The sequence below is a fragment of the Leisingera sp. SS27 genome, assembly GCF_028368855.1.
Lineage (GTDB): Bacteria > Pseudomonadota > Alphaproteobacteria > Rhodobacterales > Rhodobacteraceae > Leisingera.
Genome location: NZ_JAQNCY010000001.1, coordinates 513,641 through 534,368, shown reverse-complemented (window position 1 = coordinate 534,368; position 20,728 = coordinate 513,641). Strand labels below are relative to the sequence as shown.

Below are 20,728 nucleotides of genomic sequence, written 5' to 3'. Positions count from 1 at the left end.
TTCATGCTGTCCACAAGGATGTGACCAGCCGTCCCCGTGACGTTGGTCCGCGGCTGGCATAAGTGTTGGAACATGTTTGGAATCGAGATCATCGACGCAGGGCTGCTCCCTGCCATGCTGGTGGCGCTGCTGGGCGGCGTGATCAGTTTCCTGTCGCCCTGCGTGCTGCCGATTGTGCCGCCCTATCTGGCCTACATGAGCGGCGTGACCATCGGTGAGATGCAGGGCACTGCCGCGGCGCGGCGCAAGGCGATCATCGCTGCGCTGTTCTTTGTTCTGGGTCTGTCGACGGTGTTCCTGCTGCTTGGCTTCACGGCCTCTGCCTTCGGCGCTTTTGTGCTGAAAAATCAGGAGCTTTTCGCGCAAGTTTCAGGTGTGGTGGTGATCATTTTCGGCCTGCATTTCCTGTCTGTGTTCCGCATTCCGCTGCTGGACCGCGAAGCGCGGATGGAGGCGGGTGAGTCGGGTGGTTCTGCCTTGGGTGCCTATGTGCTGGGTCTGGCCTTTGCCTTTGGCTGGACGCCCTGCATCGGTCCGCAACTGGGCGCAATCCTGTCGCTGGCGGCCTCAGAGGCCTCAGTGAGCCGCGGCACCATCCTGCTGGGTGTTTATGCCGCGGGCCTCGGTGTGCCTTTCCTGCTGGCGGCTATGTTCCTCAACCGGTCGATGACGCTGATGAACAAGATGAAGCGCCATATGGGGCTGATCGAAAAGGTGATGGGCGGCCTGTTGCTGTTTGTCGGCATCATGCTGGTCACCGGCTTGTTCACCACCTTTTCCTGGTGGCTGCTGGAGACGTTTCCGGCCTTGGCAACTTTGGGCTGAGACCAAGGAGTGCGAGGGGCCTCAGGGTCCCTTTTCCTCACGGTTTCCCGGCCTTACTCTTGCCGGATTGCACTGCTAGTCTGAACCCGGAAAGGCAGAGCAGGTCAGCGTGGATCAAACCGGTTCCAATCCTCAGCAGGTGCGCAGGCGGCGGGTGTTCTACATCCCCGGCTACGATCCGATTCATCCGCGCCGGTACCGGGAGCTTTACAGGAAGGAAAGCGCGGCCCAAGCGGAGGTTTCCGGTTACAGCCTGACTCTCTCTCCCAAGCAGACGAAAGGCCCCTATGGCTGGCATGCTGCCGCAGAGATGGACGGGCAGCGGTCCGAGTCGGACATAGAGGTGCTGGTCTGGTCCGACATCGTGCGCGGCAGCATGGATGCCACGATTGCGGGCACCTATTGGCTGCTTGTGCGGACCGCCTGGATCTATATCTCCACTGGCGCGCTGCGGCGGCTGACGCGGTTGCGCAAGGGGCCGGTTATCGCGGCGTTTTACCCGGTTGGAATGCTTTTGCTGCAGGCGCTGCTGGCGCTTTTGCTGGCATCGGGCTTGGCTCGCGCGTGTGGCATTCTTGCCGGGCTGCTGAGCCTTGGCGGCCCGCTGACTACCTTCATGGGCTGGAGCCTTGGGCTTGGCGGGGGCTATGCGCTGCTGCGCTGGTTCAAAAAGCGCGATGGCAAGTTCTTTGCCTATTACCTGATGCACGACTACGCGCATACTGCTGCCACTCGGGGTGCCATCGCACCGGAGATGGAAGTCCGGATGGGCCAGTTTCGCGCTCTGATCGCAGAGGCTTTGCAGGATCAAAACGTGGATGAAGTGCTGGTTGTCGGCCATTCCTCCGGCGCGCATCTGGGGGTGTCAGTGCTGGCAGACCTGATCCGCGATGGGCTGCCGCCGGAACGGCCGGCCCTGGGATTCCTGACGTTGGGGCAAGTGGTGCCAATGGTCTCTTTCCTGCCGCGGGCGCGGCGGTTGCGGGGGGATCTGCAATACCTGTGCCAGCGTGAGGAACTTGCCTGGGTGGATGTTACTGCGCCGGGGGACGGCTGTGCCTTTGCCCTCTGCGACCCGGTGTCGGTCAGCGGTGTCGCCCCTGCAGGCAAGCGCTGGCCGCTGGTGTTCTCTGCGGCCTTTACTCAAACGCTCAGCCCGGATCGCTGGAAGCAGCTGCGCTGGCGGTTCTTCCGGCTGCATTTCCAATATCTCTGTGCCTTCGACCGGCCAGGTGACTACGACTATTTCCGTATCACAGCCGGACCGCTGACGCTGGCGGAGCGCTACAGGAACCGCAAGCCTTCAAAGTCCCGGATCGACGTGCCCGTGTCGAAGTTCACCTCGGTGGCTGCAGAATGAAACACGTGATCCCGCCCAAACCGCCTGCTCGGCCTGAACGGGTGTCGCTGTGGCGGTATGTGCGGCTGTTCCGTCAGGACATCCTGTCAGCCCAGCCTGCGAAACTGTACAGCGCTTGGATGGCGGAGTTCCGAACGCCGTTCTTTCGCTCTTTCCTTGTGAACCAGCCGGATCTGGTGAAGCTGCTGTTGAAAGAGCGCCCGGATGATTTTCCAAAGTCAGACCGCATTGCCGAGGGGTTGAAGCCCTTGCTTGGCAACTCAGTGTTCCTGACAAATGGCGAGGCGTGGAAACGGCAGCGGCGGATCATTGACCCGGCCTTTGAAGGCGGCAGGCTGAAGGATACCTTTCCGGCAATGCGGGCGGCGGCTGAGGCCGCCGTGGCGCGCCTGGAAGGGCGGCAAGGGCAGGTGGAGATCGAGGAGGAAACTTCACACGCAGCAGCAGACGTGATTTTCCGGACGCTGTTCTCAATTCCGATCGAACATGAGGTGGCGGGGCAGGTCTTTAACCGCTTCCGTGACTACCAGCGCAGCCAGCCCTTGTTGAACCTGGCCGCCTTTGTACCGTTGCCGCGCTGGATGCCACGGTTCTTCCGCCGCGGCACCCGGCAGAACGCGGCAGAGATCCGGGCGCTGATCGCGCAGCTGACGGCCGAACGCATGGCTGCGATCGAAGCGGGCAACGCGCCGGATGACTTGGCGACCAAGATCATGACCACCCGTGACCCTGAAACCGGCAGCACATTTGATGCGGCTGAGATGGTGGATCAGGTGGCGATCTTTTTTCTCGCTGGCCATGAAACCAGCGCCTCTGCTTTGGCCTGGGCGCTTTACCTGATGGCACTATACCCGGATTGGCAGGAGAAAGTGGCTGCGGAAGCGGCTGCACTGGAGGATGAAAGCTTTGCCGTAGTGTCAAAGCTTAAGATCAGCCGCGATGTGTTCCGCGAAACGCTGCGTCTGTATCCGCCGGTGCCGATGATGGTGCGCGAGGCCGCCTGCCCGGAACGCTTCCGTAACCGGGACGTTCCGAAGGGCGCGCAGATGGTGCTGAGCCCCTGGCACCTGCACCGGCATGAGCGGCTGTGGGAAAACCCGGACGGGTTTGATCCGGCGCGCTGGCAGACGGAGAATGGGAAACAATGCCAGCGGGACGCCTATATCCCGTTCTCAGCCGGTGCCCGCGTGTGCACAGGTGCCGGATTCGCAATGGTGGAGGGGCCGCTGATCCTTTCGATGATCTTGCGGCGGTTCCGGATCGAACCGGCTGCGGGGAAGGTGCCGGTGCCTGTAGCGCATCTGACTGTCCGATCAAAGAAGGGGATCTGGCTGCAGCTGTCGCCTAGATAGCCAAGAAAATTCGAATTTTCTTGGCAAATTTCTTTGAAGAAATTTGTGTCACTGGATGATGCGCACGGCGTCCTGATTGCAGAAGATGACAACCTGACCGGCGTTTTCCACGGCATGAAAACCCCGATGCTGCAGTTCCCGCCGAAACCGGTCCCAGCCGAGCAGCCGTTCAATATCGCGCTTCTGCCGCCGGATCACACCGCCTTTCGCAGCCGCTTGAGAGCGGAACAGTTGCTGTGACCACGCGTCAGCGGAAAGAGGGGCAGGAACCGGCATAAACTAACAATGGCAATTTGTGGTTAAAGCGCTCTTAACCGCCGCAGCACAAACAGCCGGATCGCAGATGCCAGCCCGCAATCCTCCCCACGGGTTTCATCAATTTCTGCAGCCAAATCATTGATAGCCCGGCCTTCCTGCACTGCAATCTCTCGGAAGGCATCCCAGAAATCATCTTCCAGCGACACCGACGTCCGGTGTCCGCGCAGGGTCAGGGAGTGCTTTCTGGGGCGGCCGTTCATTTGTCGCGCTTATGTTCGTCCAGGCGGCGGGCGTCTTGCGCGTTACGCGCCTTGTCCAGTTCTTTCTCTGCCTTGGTCCGCCCGAAGGTCACAGCGTTCTCGTCAGCGCGGGCCTTTTTTTCGGCCCGCGCTTTTTCCTTTCTGTACCGGTTCAGATTGACCGGCTTGCCCATCAGTCCTTGGGCCCGATCATCTGCTCGGGGCGCACCACGGCGTCAAAGGTCGCCTCATCCACGAAGCCAAGCGCAATCGCCTCTTCCTTCAGGGTGGTGCCGTTCTTGTGAGCGGTTTTGGCGACCTTGGTGGCGTTGTCATAACCAATTGTCGGCGCCAGTGCGGTGACCAGCATCAGCGATTCCTGCATCAGCTTCTGGATGCGCGGTTTGTTGGCCTCGATGCCCATCAGCATCCGCTCGGTAAAGCTGTCGGCGGCATCGCCCAGCAGCTGGATCGACTGCAGCAGGTTGTAGGACATCATCGGGTTGTAGACGTTCAGCTCGAAATGGCCCTGGGAGCCTGCAAATTTGATCGCCGCGTCGTTGCCCATCACATGCGCTGCCACCTGGGTCAGTGCCTCCGCCTGGGTCGGGTTCACCTTGCCCGGCATGATTGAGGAGCCGGGCTCGTTCTCCGGCAGGATCAGCTCGCCCAGGCCGGAGCGCGGGCCGGAGCCCAGGAAGCGGATATCATTGGCAATCTTGTAGCAGCTGCCCGCAATGGTCGCGAGCGCGCCGGACAGGAACACCATGGCGTCATGCGCTGCCAGCGCCTCGAATTTGTTCGGCGCGGTGACAAAGGGCAGGCCGGTGATTTCGGCCATATTGGCGGCCACAGTCTCGCCCCAGCCTTTCTGGGTGTTCAGGCCGGTGCCGACGGCAGTGCCGCCCTGTGCCAGCTCGTAAATGCCGGGCATTGCCGCCTCGACCCGTGCCAGGCCCTGGCGGATCTGATGCGCGTAGCCGCCGAATTCCTGGCCCAGGGTCAGCGGGGTTGCGTCCTGGGTGTGGGTGCGGCCGATCTTGATGATGTCCTTGAACTCTTCCGCCTTGGCCTCCAGCCCTTCGGCCAGTTTCGTGAGGCCCGGCACCAACACGTCGCGCACGGACATCGCTGTGGCGATATGCATGGCGGTCGGGAAGGTGTCGTTGGAGGACTGGCCCATATTGCAGTGATCGTTCGGGTGCACCGGGTCTTTGGAGCCGATCACGCCGCCCAGGATTTCAATGGCGCGGTTGGCGATCACCTCGTTGGAATTCATGTTGGACTGGGTGCCGGATCCGGTCTGCCAGACCACCAGCGGGAAGTTGTCGTCGAACTTGCCTTCAATCACCTCACCAGCCGCCTGGATCACCGCATCTGCGATGGTCGCGTCCAGTTTGCCTGAGGCCTTGTTGGCCATGGCGCAAGCCTGCTTGATGACGCCAAGCGCGCGCACGATTGCCACAGGCTGCTTTTCCCAGCCGATCGGAAAGTTCATGATCGAGCGCTGAGTCTGTGCCCCCCAGTATTTCTCTGCCGGGACTTCAAGCGGGCCAAAACTGTCGGTTTCGGTGCGGGTTGCGGACATCCGTCTGTCTCTCCGTTGAGTATGCGATTGTATGCCGTTTAGCCTGCGCCGGTTTGCAGCGCAATTGGCCAGTTGCGCGCAGCATAGCCAAAAGGGCCGCAAGGTATAGTGTTGAATTGGCACAACCGCGCGCGTGCCATTGCCTGAGAACATGCTATGCTTAAGGTGCGTGAAACGGGCTCTGCTGCATCCGGAAAGGAAATGAATGTGCCAATCCGCTTGTGTCTTGAATTGTCATTGAAATCTCTTGCCGCTTTGATTGTGGCGGGCGGAATTCTCGCGGCTGCAGCCGGGCAGGGGATTGCAGCCGGAATTGCGCAGTTCGCAGGCGAGTACTCCGGCAGTGTCGAAATCGTCAAGGCCGACGGCGATACCGATCCGCGCGACATGAGCGTGGTGATCCGCGAAATGAAGAAAGGGTTCACCATTAAATGGACCTCCACGACCGAACGGGACGACGGCAGCAGGAAATCCAAAACTTACGAGATTGAATTCCAGACGTCGCGGCGCAACGGTGTCTATTCTGCAGCAATGAAGCGGAATGTCTTCGGTCATGAAGTGCCGCTTGATCCAATGGAAGGCGAACCCTTTGTTTGGGGTCGGATCACCGGCGACACTCTGACCGTGTTTTCGCTGTTCATACATCCGAACGGCGACTACGAGATGCAGCAGTACGACCGGACTCTGGCGGACGGCGGGCTGGATCTGGTCTATACGTCCCGTCTGAACGGAGAGCCGCAGCGGCAGCTGAAAACTTTCCTCGTCCGGCACTAACGGTCTGCGCTCGCACTAATGAAAAAGGCAGCCCGCCGGGCTGCCTGATCTTGTGGCCGGCACTGGCAGCCTATTTGCGGAAACTGTCGAGCGAGACCACATCCGCATCCTTTTTCTTGGCCTCCGGCTGGTCATCAGCACTGGCAGCTTCGTCCTCCGCGTCCGGTTCTGCGGAGTAGCCGTCAGCGTCCTCATCGGCGCTTTCAAACCGCAGGCCGAACTCCACCGAAGGGTCCACAAAGGTGCGGATTGCATCATAGGGGATATAAAGAGGTTCAGGCGAGTCGCCGAAGTTCAGCGTGACCCCGAAGCCGTCTTCATCAACCGTCAGATTGTCAAACCAGTGCTGCATGACCACGGTCATTTCACCCGGGTAGCGGTCGGACAGCCAATCCGCCAGTTCCACGTCCGGATGGGCAGTGTCGAAGGTTATGAAAAAGTGATGGTTGCCAGGCAAACCATTATCCGAAACGTCCTGCAGTACGGTCCGGATCAGGCCGCGCATGGCAGAGTGCATCAGGTTGCCATAGTCAATTTCACGGGACATGCAGTCACCCTTTGTTCATTTGCTGTTAAGCATAGGAGATTCTGCCGGAAACAAAAGAGCAGCCTTGCGGGAGGAAGGAAAATTTTTGCTGCAGGTGAAGTCCTTTGATGCGCCGCAGTCAGCTGATTGCAAACGGTAATTCTGCGATGGACAGGCCGGCAGCCGCCATGAGAGCCAGCAAAAGCAGCATATTGCCGCGCACCGCCCAGGCTGCCAGCGGCGCTAGCAGAACCAGCAGCAGGGCTGGCGTGTTTACGCTGTTCCAGGCCGGGATAGGAACGTGCAGAACACCGGCCTCAAATACACCGGTTGCGGCAAAGGCGACATGCATCAGGAACCACACTGCCAGGTTCAGTATGACGCCAGCAACAGTGGCGGTCACGGCCTTCAGCGCCATCCCGAGGCGCGGATGCGCTGCAATGCGCTCCACATAAGGGGCGGCGGCAAAGATCCACAGGAAGCACGGTATGAAAGTGGCCCAGAGCGCCACTGCCCCCGCTGCCAGAAACAGTGTGATGCCGCCTTCGAGCAGGCCCGAGAGCATGGCGACAAACTGAGTGACAAGGATCAGCGGCCCGGGCGTGGTTTCCGCCAGTCCCAGGGCGTCGATCATCTGGCCTGCACTGATCCACCCGAACTGGCTGACGACCGTTTGGCTGATGTAGGCCAGCACCGCATAGGCCCCGCCAAAGGTCACCACAGCGAGCTTGGAAAAGAACCAGCCGATATCCGCCAGGAACGAGGCTCCTGACAGGCTCAGGGCAATCAGCGGCAGCAGCCACAAGGCGCCCCAGACGGCAATCGTCCGCAGGGTGCTGCCATTGCTGGCGGGCGGGGTGTGCAGCGCTTCGGGGGCATTGGCATCCTTGCGCATCAGACCGGTACTGGCGGCAGCCAGAACAACCAGGGGGAACGGCAGGTTCAGCAGGAACAGCGCTGCAAAACCGAAGGCTGCCAGTGCCCAATCCGCCGGATGTTTAAGCGCCTTGCCAGCCAGTCGGCGCAGCGCCTGCAGAATGATGACCACCACTGCAGCCTTGACGCCCATAAACGCGGACTGAACCGCGGGCAGGGTGCCGTATTGCGCATAGAGCCAGACCAGTGCCGCTATCACCGCTGCCCCTGGCATCACAAACAACAGCCCGGCCAGCAGCCCGCCTGCGGTACCGCGCATCCGCCAGCCGGTATATGTCGCCAGCTGCATAGCTTCCGGTCCCGGCAAGAGCATGCAGAAACTGAGCCCGCGCAGGAAGCTGTCCTCGCTCAGCCAGGGGCGGTCCTCCACCAGCTCCTTGTGCATCACCGCGATCTGGGCTGCCGGGCCGCCAAAGCTCAGCACGCCGATGCGCCCGAAGACACGGAACATCTCCGCCCAGGAAGGCTGACTCATGATGTCCGGTCCGCGGGCCAGTCGTGGCCTTCGCCGCGCCCGTCCCGGGCCCAGCGGTATAATGCGTCATAAAGGATCATGCCTGCCTCAAGCTGCTCATGGTCGTCTTTGAACTGGCGCGACAACCCAACTGAAAGGGCCAATAGCCCCGCAGCCTCGGGCGCCAGGCCGTGCCTGTTTGTGTCGGCGCCTCTCACAACCCGGGCCAGAGTGTCAAGTGCCGGGGTTCTGAGGCCGAACTCATCCAGCATGGTGTCAAAGGTGCAAAGATCCCCGCGGTGCGACCAGAACACATCCTCGACGTCAAAAGGTGTGGCCGCAAAGCGTTCTGCGACACCAGCAACCTCAGAGGGAGCGACAAACAGGAACCGTGCCGCTGGATCCACAAAACGCCGGATCAGCCAGGGGCAGGCAACGCGGTCGATCTTGGGGCGATGGCGTGTCACCCACAAAGTGCTGCCGCCAACAGGCGCGGGCAGGGCGCCGGCGGGAATGCGTGGAGCGCCCTCCAGATCGCGCCAGCCATACATGCCGCCTTGCAGATGCTCTGCCTCTATCCCGTCATTGCGCAGCCAGGCGGCAACACCCTGCGACAGCTTCAGGCCTTTCTGGCAGATCACAACGCATTTCTGCCCGCCTAGACGTTTCTTGAGGCTTTCGATTCCGGTATGCGGGTGCCGGAAGGAACCGGGGATCAGATAGGGATCTGCGGCAAAGTCTTCATCTGTGCAGATGTCCACCAGAGCCGGCGGGTTTGACGTGCCGATCAGGCGCGAGAGCTGGGCAGGGGTGATTTCATTCGGGGCAGCCATGGGCATGTCTCCTCGCGAGCAAGGGTAACATGCGAACCTTGGGCTGTCGCCTCACGGGGCGTTCGCGTCTCTCCCCATGAAAGCCATGAGACCTGAGCCTACGGGTCCGTGTCAAGCCCGGACCGTTTCCAGTCAAGGGTTTCCCCGGTCATGCAGGCGTCAAGTGCATCCGGCGGCAGCTGGCCCAGGTTTTCAAACAGGGTGAAGTAGTCTAGCTGGCTGACTACTTCGGCGATCTTGCCGCCTTCGAACCGGACAATGAAATGATCGCTGAAGCGAAATGGTGTCCGGTCGCGCGGGTTTTCGGTCTCGACAATCACCCGGGCTGCCAGCCAGTCACCTTGTTCAACTGCCAGTTCCGCAGATGCCATTATTGGTCCAAGGAGACCGCTGAACGTTTGCGCAAACTCCTTGACTTCGTCGACACAGACAGGTTCCCGGGTCATTGCACCGCGGACTGTGGCGTCCTCCGTCAGAAGTTTATCCGCATAGTTGAAGTTCCTGTTGCCCCAGGTTTCGTTCAGCCAGAGGAGCAGAGTTTCAATCTTTGACATCGCCACTTCTTGGTCCTTCCAGCGGTCACGCGTGTTTACTCAGGAACCATTTTTGAAGATGGAGTTTCAAGCTTAAAGCGGTCTGAAACTGCTTGGGGTGTGTTGGAATTCCACCTGGGCACTTGTTTTGCGCAGAAGACGTATGGCGCAACAGGACACTGGTGTGAAAGTGCAGGTTTCTGTTGCCAGGTACCTGCGAACCCCGCCTTACGCGGCTAGGCGCAAGGGCTTAGATTTCGATTCCTCGAACTGCTTACGCAGCCAGAGCAACCGGAGCACGATTGTCGTTTGCAATTGTACTGTTTGGGCCGGTACGGTGGCACCCCGCCGAGACAAAGCAAAACCCCTTTAGACGTCCGTCGATCCTGTTTCGGCCCCATGATCCCCAAACGAAGGATGTTGGTGGAGCCGCCGGGTACCGCCCCCGGGTCCGATCCGCTTATTACGAGCGCGTTTATGTCCATAGTTCCACGAGGGAACAGAAGTCATATAGTCGGCTTCCCGGCGGTTGCAAAGGGGGGAACCGGAATCCTGCGAGGATTCCGGCCAGTTTTCCGGCGCGGAAAACCGGCGCTTGCGGCAACTGATGCGCACAAAAATCCTCGCAGGATTTTTGGCCGTTTCCCGCGCCGGGAAACGGCGGCGCTACTCAAGCTTCCGGATTGGAGCGCTATTGCAGAAGATGATGACCTGCTCGCGGTTCTGCACCGCTTGAAACCCGCGGGCGCGCACTTCCGCCAGAAAAGCCTCCATCCCGGCGTAGCGTTCAATGTCACGGCGCTTGCGGCGGACCACGCCGCCGTTCTGCACTGCCTTGCATGCGAAAATATCTCACATCCAGATATCCGGGGACAGGGAGGAACCGGGTTTGACCATGCCGGGAGTGTCCGGATTCTCGGTTAACAAAACCTTACCTGCCAGACCGGGCGGCAAAGACATCTGAGGCCAGCTTGCGGGTTTCGTCCTCAAGATCCTGCAGGCCGCTAACCGCCGCGCCGCTGTTGCCGGCCTCAATGGCATCGGCAATCCGGGTATGAAGGCCGGTGATCACCGCGCGGTCACGGGCGGTGAAGGTAATCATGTTCATCAGGGGCTGCATCGCCTCGACAGCGCCAGCCAGCTGATAGGACAGCACCGGATTACCGGCCCCGTCCACCAGAGCGCGGTGAAAGGCCACATCGGAGGCGCAGAAGGCCACATCCGTAAGCCCCGGCTGGCCTTGACGGAAGATCTCCGCCCGCATGGTCGCCAGCTGGTCAGCGCTGCGGCGGGCGGCCGACAGCGGGGCGCAGGCCCGCTCGAGCGCATAGCGCGCCTCGCATGCGGTATCAAAGCTGACTTCATTCATGCTCAGCAGCAGGGTCGAGGTGGTGACCTGCTGCGCATAAGCATCCTCAAAGCTCAACCGGTTCACAAAGGCCCCGCCGGACGCCCCGCGCTGGGTGCGGATCAGCGATTGCGCCGCCAGCCGCTTCAGCGCCTCGCGGACAGTCGGGCGGGACACCTGGAAATGATCCGACAGCTCCGCTTCGGACGGCAGCCGCTCATCCACGATCAATTCGCCCGAGATGATGGCATCCTTGATGGCTTGCGCTATCTGAACCGACAGATCGGCGGGGCTATTGGGGTCAATCTTCATGCTTCTGGTCCTGGCAATGAGCTGTGCAGAGGAGAGCTGCAGGCAAGAATTCATTTGTCTGACATTTAAAAGTCTGACATTTAGATCCTAAGGCGTGAGTCGGGGGAGGGCAATGCCCGCCTCCGCTGAGCTCAGGCCTTTGCGGCAATGGTTCTGCCGCGTGCAGCCAATTTCCTGAAACGCTCAAACGGAGACTTGAGCATGGCAAGCATCTTTCCTTCCCGCCGCATCCGGCGCACACCCTTTTCCCCCGGTGTCGAGGCCGCGGGCGTCAAGGGCTATACGGTTTACAATCACATGCTGCTGGCAACGGTGTTTGACAGCCTGGAATACGACTGCGCCCACCTGAAAGAGCATGTGCAGGTCTGGGATGTCGCCTGCGAGCGCCAGGTCAGCATCAAGGGACCGGATGCTCTGCGGCTGATGAAGCTGATCAGCCCGCGCGATATGGACAAGATGGCAGACGACCAGTGCTATTATGTGCCGACGGTCGACCACAAGGGCGGCATGCTGAACGATCCGGTGGCGGTGAAACTGGCCGCGGATCACTACTGGCTGTCGCTGGCAGATGGCGATCTGCTGCAGTTTGCGCTGGGGATCGCCATTGCCAAAGGGTTCGATGTGGAGATCACAGAGCCCGATGTCTCGCCGCTGGCTGTGCAGGGGCCCAAGGCGGATGAGCTGATGGCCCGCGTTTTTGGCGAAGCGGTGCGCGATATCCGCTTCTTCCGCTACAAGCGGCTGAACTTCCAGGGCGCGGACCTGGTTGTGGCGCGCTCCGGCTGGTCCAAGCAGGGCGGGTATGAGGTTTATGTCGAAGGTTCCGACCTGGGCATGCCGCTGTGGAACGCGTTGTTTGCGGCAGGCGAAGACCTGAACGTGCGGGCTGGCTGCCCCAACGCCATCGAGCGCGTTGAAAGCGGACTGCTGAGCTATGGCAACGACATGACCCGCGAAAACACGCCGTATGAATGCGGGCTGGGCAAGTTCTGCAACTCGCCGGAAGACTACATTGGCAAGGCCGCGCTGGCGGAGCAGGCCGCAAACGGTCCGCAACGCCAGATCCGCCCGCTGGTGATCGGCGGAGAGATCCCGCCTTGCCTGGACGCCTGGCCGCTTTTTGCGGATGGGCGCCGGGTTGGAGAGGCCGGTTCGGCCATTTTCTCGCCTGAATTTCAGGTGAACGCCGCGATAGGCATGGTGGACCGGTCTCATTGGGCGCCGGGCACTGCGTTGGAAGTTGAGACCCCGGCAGGAATGCTGCCGGCAACAGTTCAGGAGAAGTTCTGGCGGTGATGCAAAAACGCCGGGGGCGCTGCCCCCGCCGCGGCAGGCCGCGGCTCCCCCGGGATAATTCGGGCCAGATGAACACGGGATCTGGTTCGCGGTACAGGAAAGGATGGCAAGATGTTCAATGCACTGGTGGTGAACAAGGACGAAGACAGCGGCAAGACCTCGGCCGCGGTGGAGCAGATCAGCCTGGATCAGCTGCCAGAGGGCGAGGTGACGGTGGCAGTGGAATACTCCACGGTGAACTACAAGGACGGGCTGTGCATCGGGCCGGGCGGCGGGCTGGTGCGCAAGTACCCGCATGTGCCTGGAATCGACTTTGCCGGCACCGTCGAGGCGTCGTCGGATGACCGCTACAAGCCGGGCGACAAGGTTGTGCTGACCGGCTGGCGCGTGGGCGAGGCCCATTGGGGCGGCTACAGCCAGAAAGCCAATGTGCGCGCCGACTGGCTGGTGCCGCTGCCCGAGGGACTGGACAGCCGCCGGGCGATGGCCGTCGGTACGGCGGGGTTCACCGCGATGCTGGCCGTGATGGCGCTGGAGGATCACGGGCTGGAGCCCGGACATGGCCCGGTGCTGGTCACGGGGGCCGCGGGTGGTGTCGGTTCCGTCGCCACCGCGATCTTGGCAAACCTCGGGTATGAAGTGGCCGGGGTGACCGGACGTCCGGAAACCGCGGACTACCTGAAATCGCTGGGTGCAACGCAAATTGTGGCGCGTGAGGAGATCAACGAGACCACCAAGCGCCCGCTGGAAAGCGAATCCTGGGCAGGCTGCGTTGATGCGGTTGGCGGCGCCATGCTGGCGCGGGTGCTGGGGCAGATGAAATACGGCGCCTCGGTGTCTGCGGTCGGCCTGGCAGGCGGGGCGGCGCTGCCGGCCACCGTCATTCCCTTCCTGCTGCGGGGGGTGAACCTCTTGGGCATCGACTCGGTCATGCAGCCCTATGAAAACCGCGTCCGGGCCTGGCAGCGGATCGCCAGTGATCTGCCGATGGACAAGCTCGAGGCGATGATCCAGCCCGCGGCACTCAGCGATTTGCCTCAATTGGGCGCGGACATCCTCAAGGGGCAGGTCAAAGGCCGGGTGGTGGTGGACGTTAACGCCTAAATCCTTATAATAGCTGGTATCTGTCGGAAGACGCGCGGCGATGTTCGCGCGTTTTTCGTTCGGGGCGCGGCACCGCCGCTGCCTTTGGGGGTGCACTGCCGCAAATTGCGGCCCCGTATTTTTCTGCGCCCGGCGTTCTCCTGGCCGCTTTGCCCGAGACGCAAAATGTTGAAGCAAAGGAGGGAGACCGTGTTTTCAAAAATCATGGTGCCCGTTGATCTGGCCCACGCCGCCCGCCTGGATAAGGCGCTGCAGATGGCTTCGGATCTCGCGCATCTTTACAAGGCCCATGTGATCTTCGTGGGGGTGACCTCACCCCAGCCCGGTCCGGTTGCGCATAACCCGCAGGAGTTTTCAGCCAAGCTGGATGCCTTTGCCGCCGAACAGGCCGGCAAACGGGGCATTTCTGCTTCCGGCCATGCGGTTGTCAGCCACGATCCTGCGGTGGATCTGGAGGCGGCACTGCTCAAGGCCTGCAGTGATACTGGCGCCGGTCTGATCGTCATGGCCAGCCATATTCCGGGTGTCAGCAACTATCTCTTCCACGCACACGGCGGACGTGTTGCAGAAATGGCACCGGTTTCGGTTGCCGTTGTTCGCGGCGACTGATGCACGGGACGCCGGTTGCGGTGCAAGCCCGGGCTAGCCCGGTTTAAGTTTACAGGGAAGGAGGCCGAAATGGCTGACGAAACCACCAATCAGGGTATCCCCGCCCCGGAAGGGGAGGCTGATATCATCGACACCGAATATGAGATCGGCCAGGACAATATCGAAACCCAAATCGGCCCGTTCGGGGTCGACATCCATAACCCGGTGTTCCTGGTCTCAGGCCTCGTGATCGTGGCCTTCGTATTCTACGCGCTGGCGCTACCGGACCAGGCTGGCGCCTTTTTCAACTGGCTGCGCCCCGCAGTCACCAGCAGTTTTGACTGGTTCTTCTTCGGAGCGGCAGACCTATTTGTGCTTTTCTGCTTGTTTCTGATCGTTTCCCCCTGGGGCAAGGTGCGCCTGGGAGGCAACGAAGCCACGCCTGATTACAGCTACATGGGGTGGTTTGCGATGCTGTTTGCCGCAGGCATGGGCATTGGCCTCATGTTCTACGGCGTCAGTGAGCCGATGAGCCATTTCTCAACTGCGTTCGGCGGCACTGCGGAGCCTGAGGGCGGCGGCGCCCGAACCGATTGGGCTCCGCTTGGCGCTGCTGCGGGGGATGAGGCCGAAGCGGTACGCCTGGGCATGGCGGCCACCATCTTCCACTGGGGCCTGCACCCCTGGGCAATCTACGCGATCGTGGCATTGGCTTTAGCACTGTTCACCTACAACAAGGGTCTGCCGCTCACCATCCGGTCTGCCTTCTACCCGATCTTCGGCGAACGCGTTTGGGGCTGGACCGGCCATCTCATCGACATCCTGGCGGTCTTTGCCACGCTGTTCGGCCTCGCGACCTCGCTTGGCTTCGGTGCAACCCAGGCCAACGCAGGCCTGAATGAGCTGTTCGGCGTGCCGACCGGTGCCACCACCGAAGTCATCCTGATTTCCGCGATTACGGCCGTTGCGCTGATCTCGGTCCTGCGCGGCCTCGACGGCGGCGTGAAGGTGCTGTCGGAGATCAATATGGGGCTGGCCTTCCTCTTGCTGGTCTTCGTGCTGCTGGTCGGCCCGACCATGGCCATCCTGACAGGGTTTGCCTCCAGCCTGATGGCCTATGTGGAGTATTTGCCCGCTCTGTCCAACCCGGTCGGCCGCGAGGATGTGAACTTCAGCCAGGGCTGGACGGCGTTCTATTGGGCCTGGTGGATCAGCTGGTCGCCGTTTGTGGGCATGTTCATCGCCCGCGTCAGCCGCGGCCGCACTGTGCGGGAGTTTGTGATCTGCGTGCTGCTGATTCCCAGCCTCGTCTGTGTCCTGTGGATGAGCGTTTTCGGCGGCACCGCCATTCACCAGGTGCTTTCTGACGGCTTCACCGGTGCACAGGACGCGGCGCTTGAACTCAAGCTGTTCAAGATGCTGGGAGAGTTGCCGCTGGCCGGGATCACTTCCTTTGTCGGGATCATTCTGGTGGTGGTGTTCTTCGTGACCTCCTCCGACTCCGGATCGCTGGTGATCGACACCATCACCGCTGGCGGCAAGGTTGACGCGCCGGTGCCGCAGCGGGTGTTCTGGTGCATCTTCGAGGGTGCTGTTGCCATCGTGCTGCTGCTCGGCGGCGGGCTTGGCGCGCTGCAGGCGATGGTGATCTCAACCGGCCTTCCGTTCACAGTGGTGCTGCTGCTGATGTGCTGGGCCATTTTCCGGGGGCTCCAGACAGAAGCGCGCTGAAGCATCCGGCCTGTAAGAACCGAACGCCCCGGCACAGTTGCCGGGGCGTATTTCATTTTCAGCTGTTGTACTTGAAAAAACCCAGCGAATTGCCATCCGGATCGGTGGCATAGAAGAACCGCCCGGGCGGGATCTCGATGGTTTCAGAGACCACCTTGCCGCCTGCGTCCGTGACGCGCTCCATCACGTCTGCCAGCTCGCCTTCGGCAGTCAGATGCAGGGTCGGGCCGCGGCCATCGCCTGCAGGTTTGCCGGGGTAAAGATGCAGGGAAACACCGGTTGCCTCATCAGCAGGCTTGAACATCGCAATCGGATTGGGTCCGCTGCTGTCGATGCTCAAATCGGCGCCGGTTACCTTGCTGTAGAACGTGACCGCTGCGTCCAGATCGCTGACGGGCAGTTCGCCCCAGACCAGAAAATCTTTGGGGGTAAAGGTCATAACGTATCCTCCTTGATATGATGCCGCCAGACTGCCATGCCCTCCTGACAGTTTCCGGCATCAGCCATCCCGCTTGACCAGACCGCTGCCGGTACGTTACGACCCTTGCGTCCTGTCAGGTCTTTTGCGCCTTGCAGGGCTGCCTGCGATCCCTCAATCCTTGTGCGGGAGCGCGGCTCGGCTGGAAGACCTGCCATGTTCGGGGTGATCCCTGGCATGTGCCGGTCGCCCCCTGAACCGCAGCGATTGAGGAGACACGCGATGAGCGTTTTGGATATTGATTTCGTCCGGGCACAGTTCCCCGCCTTTGCAGAACCCAGCCTGAACGGGCAGGCGTTCTTTGAAAACGCGGGCGGGTCCTACACCTGCCGTCATGTGATAGACCGGCTGACCCGCTTTTACACCCAGCGCAAGGTGCAGCCCTACGCACCCTACGAGGCGTCCCGCCTTGGCGGCGCGGAAATGGACGAGGCCCGCGCCCGCCTGGCCGCGCTGATGGGCGTCGCCACGGATGAGCTGAGCTTTGGCCCCTCGACCACCCAGAACACCTATGTGCTGGCGCAGGCCTTCCGCAAGATGATGAAGCCGGGCGAAGCAATCATCGTCACCAACCAGGACCATGAGGCCAATACCGGCCCCTGGCGGCGGCTGGCTGAGGAAGGCATCGAAGTCCGCGAATGGCAGCTGGATCCGCAAACTGGCCATCTGGATACAGCGCAGCTGGAAAACCTGCTGGATGAAAACGTCCGCCTGGTCTGCTTCCCGCATTGCTCCAACGTGGTGGGAGAGATCAATCCGGTGGCGGAGATCACCGCGCTGGCCCATGCCGCAGGCGCCTTTGTCTGCGTCGATGGTGTCTCCTATGCGCCGCACGGGCTGCCCAATGTCGACGAACTGGGTGCCGACATCTACCTGTTCTCCTCCTACAAGACTTACGGCCCCCATCAGGGCGTCATGGTGATCCGCCGGGCGCTGGGCGCGCTGCTGCCGAACCAGGCGCATTACTTCAATGCGGGCGATCTCTATAAACGTTTCACCCCGGCCGGCCCCGACCACGCCCAGGTGGCCGCCTCCGCTGGCATGGCAGATTATTTTGAGGCGCTGGCGGCTCATCACGGCCACAGCGGCAGCGCCTCCGAAACCGGCGCCTTTGTCCACGATCTGATGCGCGCGCATGAGATCAAGCTGCTGCAGCCGCTGCTGGACGCAGTGAAGGACCGCAACGATCTGCACCTGCTGGGCCCGTCCACCGCCGAAAACCGCGCGCCCACCGTGGCCCTGGCCCTCAACCGCACAGCTGAACCCGTTGCGGCACAGCTGGCAGAGCACGGCATCATGGCCGGCGGCGGCGATTTCTACGCCGTGCGCGCGCTGGAGGCGATGGGCATTGATCCAGCCGAAGGCGTGCTGCGTATCAGCTTCACGCACTACACGTCCGAGGCGGAGGTCGCCAAGCTGATCGAGGCCTTGGACCGGGTGCTGTAACAGGAACCGCACAAGGACAAAGACATGAGCAGCCATGCCCCGGTCATCTGGTGGATCAGGCGGGACCTCCGCCTGGCAGACAATCCGGCCCTCACGGCTGCTGTGAACAGCGGCGCAGCTGTGCTGCCTGTTTACATCCTCGACAAACAGGACGAGACGCTGGGCGCCGCACCCAAGTTCCGCCTCGGACTGGGGCTGGAGCATTTCGCGCGAGAGCTGGAAAAGGCCGGGTCGCGCCTGATCCTGCGCCGCGGCGAAGCGCTGGCGGAGCTTCAGGAACTTATCAAGGAAACCGGGGCAGGGGCCGTTCACTGGTCCCGCCTCTACGATCCGCAGGCCATAACCCGTGACACGGAGGTCAAGCAACAGCTGAAGGCCCAGGGGATTGCGGCCAAGTCCCACGGCGGGCGGCTGCTGTTTGAGCCCTGGTCTGTCGAAACCAAGACCGGCGGCATGTACAAGGTCTTTACCCCGTTCTGGAAATCCGTGCGGGTGCGCGACGTGGACAGGCTGCTGCCTGCGCCGGGCAAGCTGCCCGCTCCGGACAGATGGCCTGACAGTGATGACCTGGCTGCGTGGAACTTGGGCGCCGCCATGCGCCGCGGCGCCGAAGTTGTGGCGCGCTATTGCCGCGTGGGGGAGGCTGCGGCGCAGGCGCGGCTGGATGAATTCCTGGAAGACAAGGTCTTTGCCTACAAGGACCGCCGTGACTTTCCGGGCGAGGACGCAACCTCCGGCCTGTCGGAAAACCTCGCCTGGGGCGAAATCAGCCCGCACCGCCTTTGGCACCGGGGCCGCGCAGCCATGGAGCAGGCCAGCCACGGGGGCGAGACCTTCCTGAAGGAGGTGGTCTGGCGCGAGTTTGCTTATCACCTGATGTACAATTCACCGCATATTCTGACTGACAGCTGGCGGGAGGAATGGCAGGATTTCCCATGGTTGCAGGAGGTAACCCCGAAAGTGCAGGCCTGGCAGCGGGGCCGGACCGGATACGGCTTTGTCGATGCCGCCATGCGGGAGCTTTTCGTGACCGGAAAGATGCACAACCGGGCCCGGATGATCGCGGCAAGTTTCCTCACTAAGCATCTGATGACGCATTGGAAAATCGGCATGGGCTGGTTTGCCGACACGCTGGTGGACTGGGATCCGGCCTCCAACGCTATGGGCTGGCAGTGGGTTGCGGGCTCCGGCCCTGATGCTTCGCCCTTCTTCCGCGTGTTCAACCCGTCGGGCCAGCTGGACAAATTCGACCCTGATGGCGCCTACACCCGCCGCTGGATTGCCGAAGGCCGGGGAAATCCGCCGCAGACCGCGCTTGATTTTTATGACGCAGCACCGCTGTCCTGGGGCCTGTCACCGGACGAGGCGCGGGCAGAGCCGGTCATCAGCCTTCAGACAGGCCGGGACCGGGCGCTCAACGCCTATCACGACAGCCGTGAAGACCGATGACGCATAGTTTCCTTGCCTCAAAGCCCCCTGCGGCCTAGCTTTTTCCCATAGCACGCCTGTTTCCTGCACAGGGGGAAGCGAATGAAGTTCACGTCCGTTGAGGGCCAGAAAGACCTGCCGCGCTACTTTCCGGCAGTGTTTGCCAAGGTAAAGGCCATGGAGGTCGGGCAGCTGGATATTCAGCTGCCGGACGGGCGCATTTTCACTGCCAGGGGACGCAAGCCGGGTCCCGCGGCGGATCTGATCATCCACCACCCCGATTGCTTTGCCCGCCTGATCCGCGAGGGCGATCTCGGCTTCTCGGATGCCTATCTCGAAGGCTGGTGGAGCACTTCCGACCTGCAGGCCTTTATGGATCTCGTGCACATGGGGGCGGATACCGTCTATGACGGGTTTCCGGGCCAGGGGCTGGCGCGGGCCTATGAACGGTTCCGCTTCTGGCTGCATCGCAACCACCGCCGCCAGGCAAAGAAAAACATCGCCCATCATTACGATCTGGGGAACGCGTTCTACCAGCTTTGGCTTGATGACACGATGACCTATTCCAGTGCCCTGTTCCGCAGCGGCCAGGACAGTCTTGAGGCGGCGCAGACCGCCAAATACGCCTCCTTGGTCGATCAGATGGGGGTGCAGCCCGGCGATCATGTGCTGGAAATCGGCTGCGGCTGGGGCGGCTTTGCCGAATACGCCGCCAAGGAGCGCGGGTTGAAGGTGACCGGGCTGACAATCAGTAAGGAACAGTTAAGGTTTGCCCGGCAACGAATTGAAAAGGCAGGTCTTTCCGGGCGGGTGGAATTGCGCCTGCAGGACTACCGCGATTGCCGTGGGCAATTCGACGGTATCGCTTCAATAGAGATGTTCGAGGCGGTTGGCGAGAAATACTGGCCCGCATATTTCGGCGCGGTCCGCGACCGTCTGAAGCCCGGCGGCAACGCGACCCTCCAGATCATCACCGTGGCAGACAGGCGCTGGGAGGTCTACCGCAAGGGTGTAGATTTCATCCAGAAGCACATCTTTCCGGGCGGCATGCTGCCGTCACCGGCGGTGCTGCGCGCCCAGGTGGAACAGGCGGGCCTGGACGTCGTGCGGTCGATCGAATTCGGAAGCAGTTACGACCAGACACTCAGGCGCTGGCACGACACCTTTAACACCCGGTGGGACCGGATCGCAGCCCTTGGCTTTGATGAGCGGTTCCGAAAGATGTGGAACTTTTACCTCACTTCCTGCGCAGCTGCCTTTAGGACTGGAAATTGCGACGTGACGCAGATTACAGTTGCGCATCGCTAACTGAACTGCGT

General features: G+C 61.6%; 21 protein-coding genes and 1 other RNA gene. 12 read left to right on the top strand and 10 right to left on the bottom strand.

The genetic code is table 11. From position 1 onward, the window contains the following. Window positions 1-72 precede the first annotated feature (72 nt). The 4 genes from N6L27_RS02545 (at window position 73) to N6L27_RS23235 (ending at window position 3,777) form a co-directional block, all read left to right on the top strand. Entirely contained in the window at window positions 73-825 is a 753-nt protein-coding gene (locus tag N6L27_RS02545; protein WP_271905512.1) for a cytochrome c biogenesis CcdA family protein, read from the top strand. A 109-nt stretch (window positions 826-934) separates the two neighbouring features. After that, window positions 935-2,185, top strand: coding sequence for a hypothetical protein (locus tag N6L27_RS02540; RefSeq protein WP_271905511.1), 1,251 nt, complete (start codon window positions 935-937; stop codon window positions 2,183-2,185). Further along, window positions 2,182-3,537 carry a cytochrome P450 gene (locus tag N6L27_RS02535; protein WP_271905510.1) on the top strand — a complete coding sequence of 452 codons (1,356 nt, stop codon included), beginning with the start codon at window positions 2,182-2,184 and terminating at the stop codon, window positions 3,535-3,537. Before N6L27_RS02540 ends, N6L27_RS02535 begins: the two co-directional genes overlap by 4 nt. Window positions 3,538-3,582: 45 nt before the next feature. Beyond that, window positions 3,583-3,777 carry a hypothetical protein gene (locus N6L27_RS23235; RefSeq protein WP_334312477.1) on the top strand — a complete coding sequence of 65 codons (195 nt, stop codon included), beginning with the start codon at window positions 3,583-3,585 and terminating at the stop codon, window positions 3,775-3,777. 59 nt (window positions 3,778-3,836) lie between these two features. Here N6L27_RS23235 and N6L27_RS02525 read toward each other — a convergent pair whose 3' ends face one another. Genes N6L27_RS02525 through fumC form a run of 3 tightly spaced genes read right to left on the bottom strand, consistent with a single transcriptional unit; the run spans window position 3,837 to window position 5,622 of the window. Then, the gene (locus N6L27_RS02525; protein ID WP_271905508.1) at window positions 3,837-4,055 is read right to left on the bottom strand and encodes a ribbon-helix-helix domain-containing protein; all 219 of its coding nucleotides are present in this window, start codon (window positions 4,053-4,055) and stop codon (window positions 3,837-3,839) included. After that, entirely contained in the window at window positions 4,052-4,228 is a 177-nt protein-coding gene (locus tag N6L27_RS02520) for a DUF4169 family protein (RefSeq protein WP_271905507.1), read from the bottom strand. The genes N6L27_RS02525 and N6L27_RS02520 overlap by 4 nt, the downstream gene beginning before the upstream one ends. Further along, the gene (fumC, locus tag N6L27_RS02515; RefSeq protein ID WP_271905506.1) at window positions 4,228-5,622 is read right to left on the bottom strand and encodes a class II fumarate hydratase; all 1,395 of its coding nucleotides are present in this window, start codon (window positions 5,620-5,622) and stop codon (window positions 4,228-4,230) included. Before fumC ends, N6L27_RS02520 begins: the two co-directional genes overlap by 1 nt. 201 nt (window positions 5,623-5,823) lie before the next feature. On the opposite strand from fumC, the gene N6L27_RS02510 reads away from it, so the two are divergent. Beyond that, window positions 5,824-6,396, top strand: a complete 573-nt coding sequence (locus N6L27_RS02510; protein WP_271905505.1) for a hypothetical protein — start codon at window positions 5,824-5,826, stop codon at window positions 6,394-6,396. Between the two features lie 70 nt (window positions 6,397-6,466). Here the strand turns inward: N6L27_RS02510 and N6L27_RS02505 are convergent, their stop codons facing one another. The 6 genes from N6L27_RS02505 to N6L27_RS02480 all read right to left on the bottom strand — a co-directional run bounded on the left by N6L27_RS02505 (window position 6,467) and on the right by N6L27_RS02480 (window position 11,338). Next, window positions 6,467-6,943 carry an SspB family protein gene (locus N6L27_RS02505; RefSeq protein WP_271905504.1) on the bottom strand — a complete coding sequence of 159 codons (477 nt, stop codon included), beginning with the start codon at window positions 6,941-6,943 and terminating at the stop codon, window positions 6,467-6,469. Between the two features lie 118 nt (window positions 6,944-7,061). Then, window positions 7,062-8,333 (bottom strand): chromate efflux transporter, encoded by a 1,272-nt coding sequence (gene chrA / locus N6L27_RS02500; protein WP_271905503.1) that lies wholly within the window; start codon window positions 8,331-8,333, stop codon window positions 7,062-7,064. Next, on the bottom strand, window positions 8,330-9,145 hold the full coding sequence (locus tag N6L27_RS02495) for a sulfurtransferase/chromate resistance protein (RefSeq protein ID WP_271905502.1): 816 nt from the start codon (window positions 9,143-9,145) through the stop codon (window positions 8,330-8,332). Before N6L27_RS02495 ends, chrA begins: the two co-directional genes overlap by 4 nt. A gap of 98 nt (window positions 9,146-9,243) precedes the next feature. Further along, entirely contained in the window at window positions 9,244-9,699 is a 456-nt protein-coding gene (locus N6L27_RS02490) for an ester cyclase (RefSeq protein ID WP_271905501.1), read from the bottom strand. A gap of 168 nt (window positions 9,700-9,867) precedes the next feature. Then, window positions 9,868-10,218: a transfer-messenger RNA gene (gene ssrA, locus N6L27_RS02485) on the bottom strand. A 391-nt stretch (window positions 10,219-10,609) separates the two neighbouring features. After that, complete coding sequence (locus tag N6L27_RS02480; RefSeq protein ID WP_271905500.1) at window positions 10,610-11,338, bottom strand: FadR/GntR family transcriptional regulator; 729 nt, start codon at window positions 11,336-11,338, stop codon at window positions 10,610-10,612. 201 nt (window positions 11,339-11,539) lie between these two features. On the opposite strand from N6L27_RS02480, the gene N6L27_RS02475 reads away from it, so the two are divergent. The 4 genes from N6L27_RS02475 (at window position 11,540) to N6L27_RS02460 (ending at window position 16,057) form a co-directional block, all read left to right on the top strand. Next, window positions 11,540-12,634: a dimethylsulfoniopropionate demethylase gene (locus N6L27_RS02475; RefSeq protein ID WP_271905499.1), complete on the top strand. Its 1,095-nt coding sequence runs from the start codon at window positions 11,540-11,542 to the stop codon at window positions 12,632-12,634. A 111-nt stretch (window positions 12,635-12,745) separates the two neighbouring features. Further along, window positions 12,746-13,738, top strand: coding sequence for an acryloyl-CoA reductase (gene acuI, locus N6L27_RS02470; RefSeq protein WP_271905498.1), 993 nt, complete (start codon window positions 12,746-12,748; stop codon window positions 13,736-13,738). A gap of 189 nt (window positions 13,739-13,927) precedes the next feature. Beyond that, entirely contained in the window at window positions 13,928-14,347 is a 420-nt protein-coding gene (locus tag N6L27_RS02465) for a universal stress protein (RefSeq protein WP_271905497.1), read from the top strand. 69 nt (window positions 14,348-14,416) lie between these two features. Then, entirely contained in the window at window positions 14,417-16,057 is a 1,641-nt protein-coding gene (locus N6L27_RS02460; RefSeq protein WP_271905496.1) for a BCCT family transporter, read from the top strand. A 58-nt stretch (window positions 16,058-16,115) separates the two neighbouring features. Here the strand turns inward: N6L27_RS02460 and N6L27_RS02455 are convergent, their stop codons facing one another. Continuing rightward, window positions 16,116-16,496: a VOC family protein gene (locus N6L27_RS02455; RefSeq protein WP_271905495.1), complete on the bottom strand. Its 381-nt coding sequence runs from the start codon at window positions 16,494-16,496 to the stop codon at window positions 16,116-16,118. Window positions 16,497-16,757: 261 nt separating this feature from the next. On the opposite strand from N6L27_RS02455, the gene N6L27_RS02450 reads away from it, so the two are divergent. From N6L27_RS02450 to N6L27_RS02440, 3 genes are all read left to right on the top strand, one after another. After that, window positions 16,758-17,981, top strand: a complete 1,224-nt coding sequence (locus N6L27_RS02450) for an aminotransferase class V-fold PLP-dependent enzyme (RefSeq protein ID WP_271905494.1) — start codon at window positions 16,758-16,760, stop codon at window positions 17,979-17,981. A 24-nt stretch (window positions 17,982-18,005) separates the two neighbouring features. Then, entirely contained in the window at window positions 18,006-19,430 is a 1,425-nt protein-coding gene (locus N6L27_RS02445; RefSeq protein ID WP_271905493.1) for a cryptochrome/photolyase family protein, read from the top strand. A gap of 81 nt (window positions 19,431-19,511) precedes the next feature. Further along, on the top strand, window positions 19,512-20,717 hold the full coding sequence (locus N6L27_RS02440) for an SAM-dependent methyltransferase (RefSeq protein ID WP_271905492.1): 1,206 nt from the start codon (window positions 19,512-19,514) through the stop codon (window positions 20,715-20,717). The last annotated feature ends 11 nt before the right edge of the window (window positions 20,718-20,728 follow it).

Coding starts and splice junctions, on each gene's coding strand:
- N6L27_RS02545 (WP_271905512.1), top strand. CDS start 73: ATGTTTGGAATCGAGATCATCGACGCAGGGCTGCTCCCTGCCATGCTG.
- N6L27_RS02535 (WP_271905510.1), top strand. CDS start 2,182: ATGAAACACGTGATCCCGCCCAAACCGCCTGCTCGGCCTGAACGGGTG.
- N6L27_RS02525 (WP_271905508.1), bottom strand. CDS start 4,055: ATGAACGGCCGCCCCAGAAAGCACTCCCTGACCCTGCGCGGACACCGG.
- N6L27_RS02520 (WP_271905507.1), bottom strand. CDS start 4,228: ATGGGCAAGCCGGTCAATCTGAACCGGTACAGAAAGGAAAAAGCGCGG.
- fumC (WP_271905506.1), bottom strand. CDS start 5,622: ATGTCCGCAACCCGCACCGAAACCGACAGTTTTGGCCCGCTTGAAGTC.
- N6L27_RS02510 (WP_271905505.1), top strand. CDS start 5,824: ATGAATGTGCCAATCCGCTTGTGTCTTGAATTGTCATTGAAATCTCTT.
- N6L27_RS02505 (WP_271905504.1), bottom strand. CDS start 6,943: ATGTCCCGTGAAATTGACTATGGCAACCTGATGCACTCTGCCATGCGC.
- chrA (WP_271905503.1), bottom strand. CDS start 8,333: ATGAGTCAGCCTTCCTGGGCGGAGATGTTCCGTGTCTTCGGGCGCATC.
- N6L27_RS02495 (WP_271905502.1), bottom strand. CDS start 9,145: ATGGCTGCCCCGAATGAAATCACCCCTGCCCAGCTCTCGCGCCTGATC.
- N6L27_RS02490 (WP_271905501.1), bottom strand. CDS start 9,699: ATGTCAAAGATTGAAACTCTGCTCCTCTGGCTGAACGAAACCTGGGGC.
- N6L27_RS02480 (WP_271905500.1), bottom strand. CDS start 11,338: ATGAAGATTGACCCCAATAGCCCCGCCGATCTGTCGGTTCAGATAGCG.
- N6L27_RS02475 (WP_271905499.1), top strand. CDS start 11,540: ATGGCAAGCATCTTTCCTTCCCGCCGCATCCGGCGCACACCCTTTTCC.
- acuI (WP_271905498.1), top strand. CDS start 12,746: ATGTTCAATGCACTGGTGGTGAACAAGGACGAAGACAGCGGCAAGACC.
- N6L27_RS02460 (WP_271905496.1), top strand. CDS start 14,417: ATGGCTGACGAAACCACCAATCAGGGTATCCCCGCCCCGGAAGGGGAG.
- N6L27_RS02455 (WP_271905495.1), bottom strand. CDS start 16,496: ATGACCTTTACCCCCAAAGATTTTCTGGTCTGGGGCGAACTGCCCGTC.
- N6L27_RS02450 (WP_271905494.1), top strand. CDS start 16,758: ATGAGCGTTTTGGATATTGATTTCGTCCGGGCACAGTTCCCCGCCTTT.
- N6L27_RS02445 (WP_271905493.1), top strand. CDS start 18,006: ATGAGCAGCCATGCCCCGGTCATCTGGTGGATCAGGCGGGACCTCCGC.
- N6L27_RS02440 (WP_271905492.1), top strand. CDS start 19,512: ATGAAGTTCACGTCCGTTGAGGGCCAGAAAGACCTGCCGCGCTACTTT.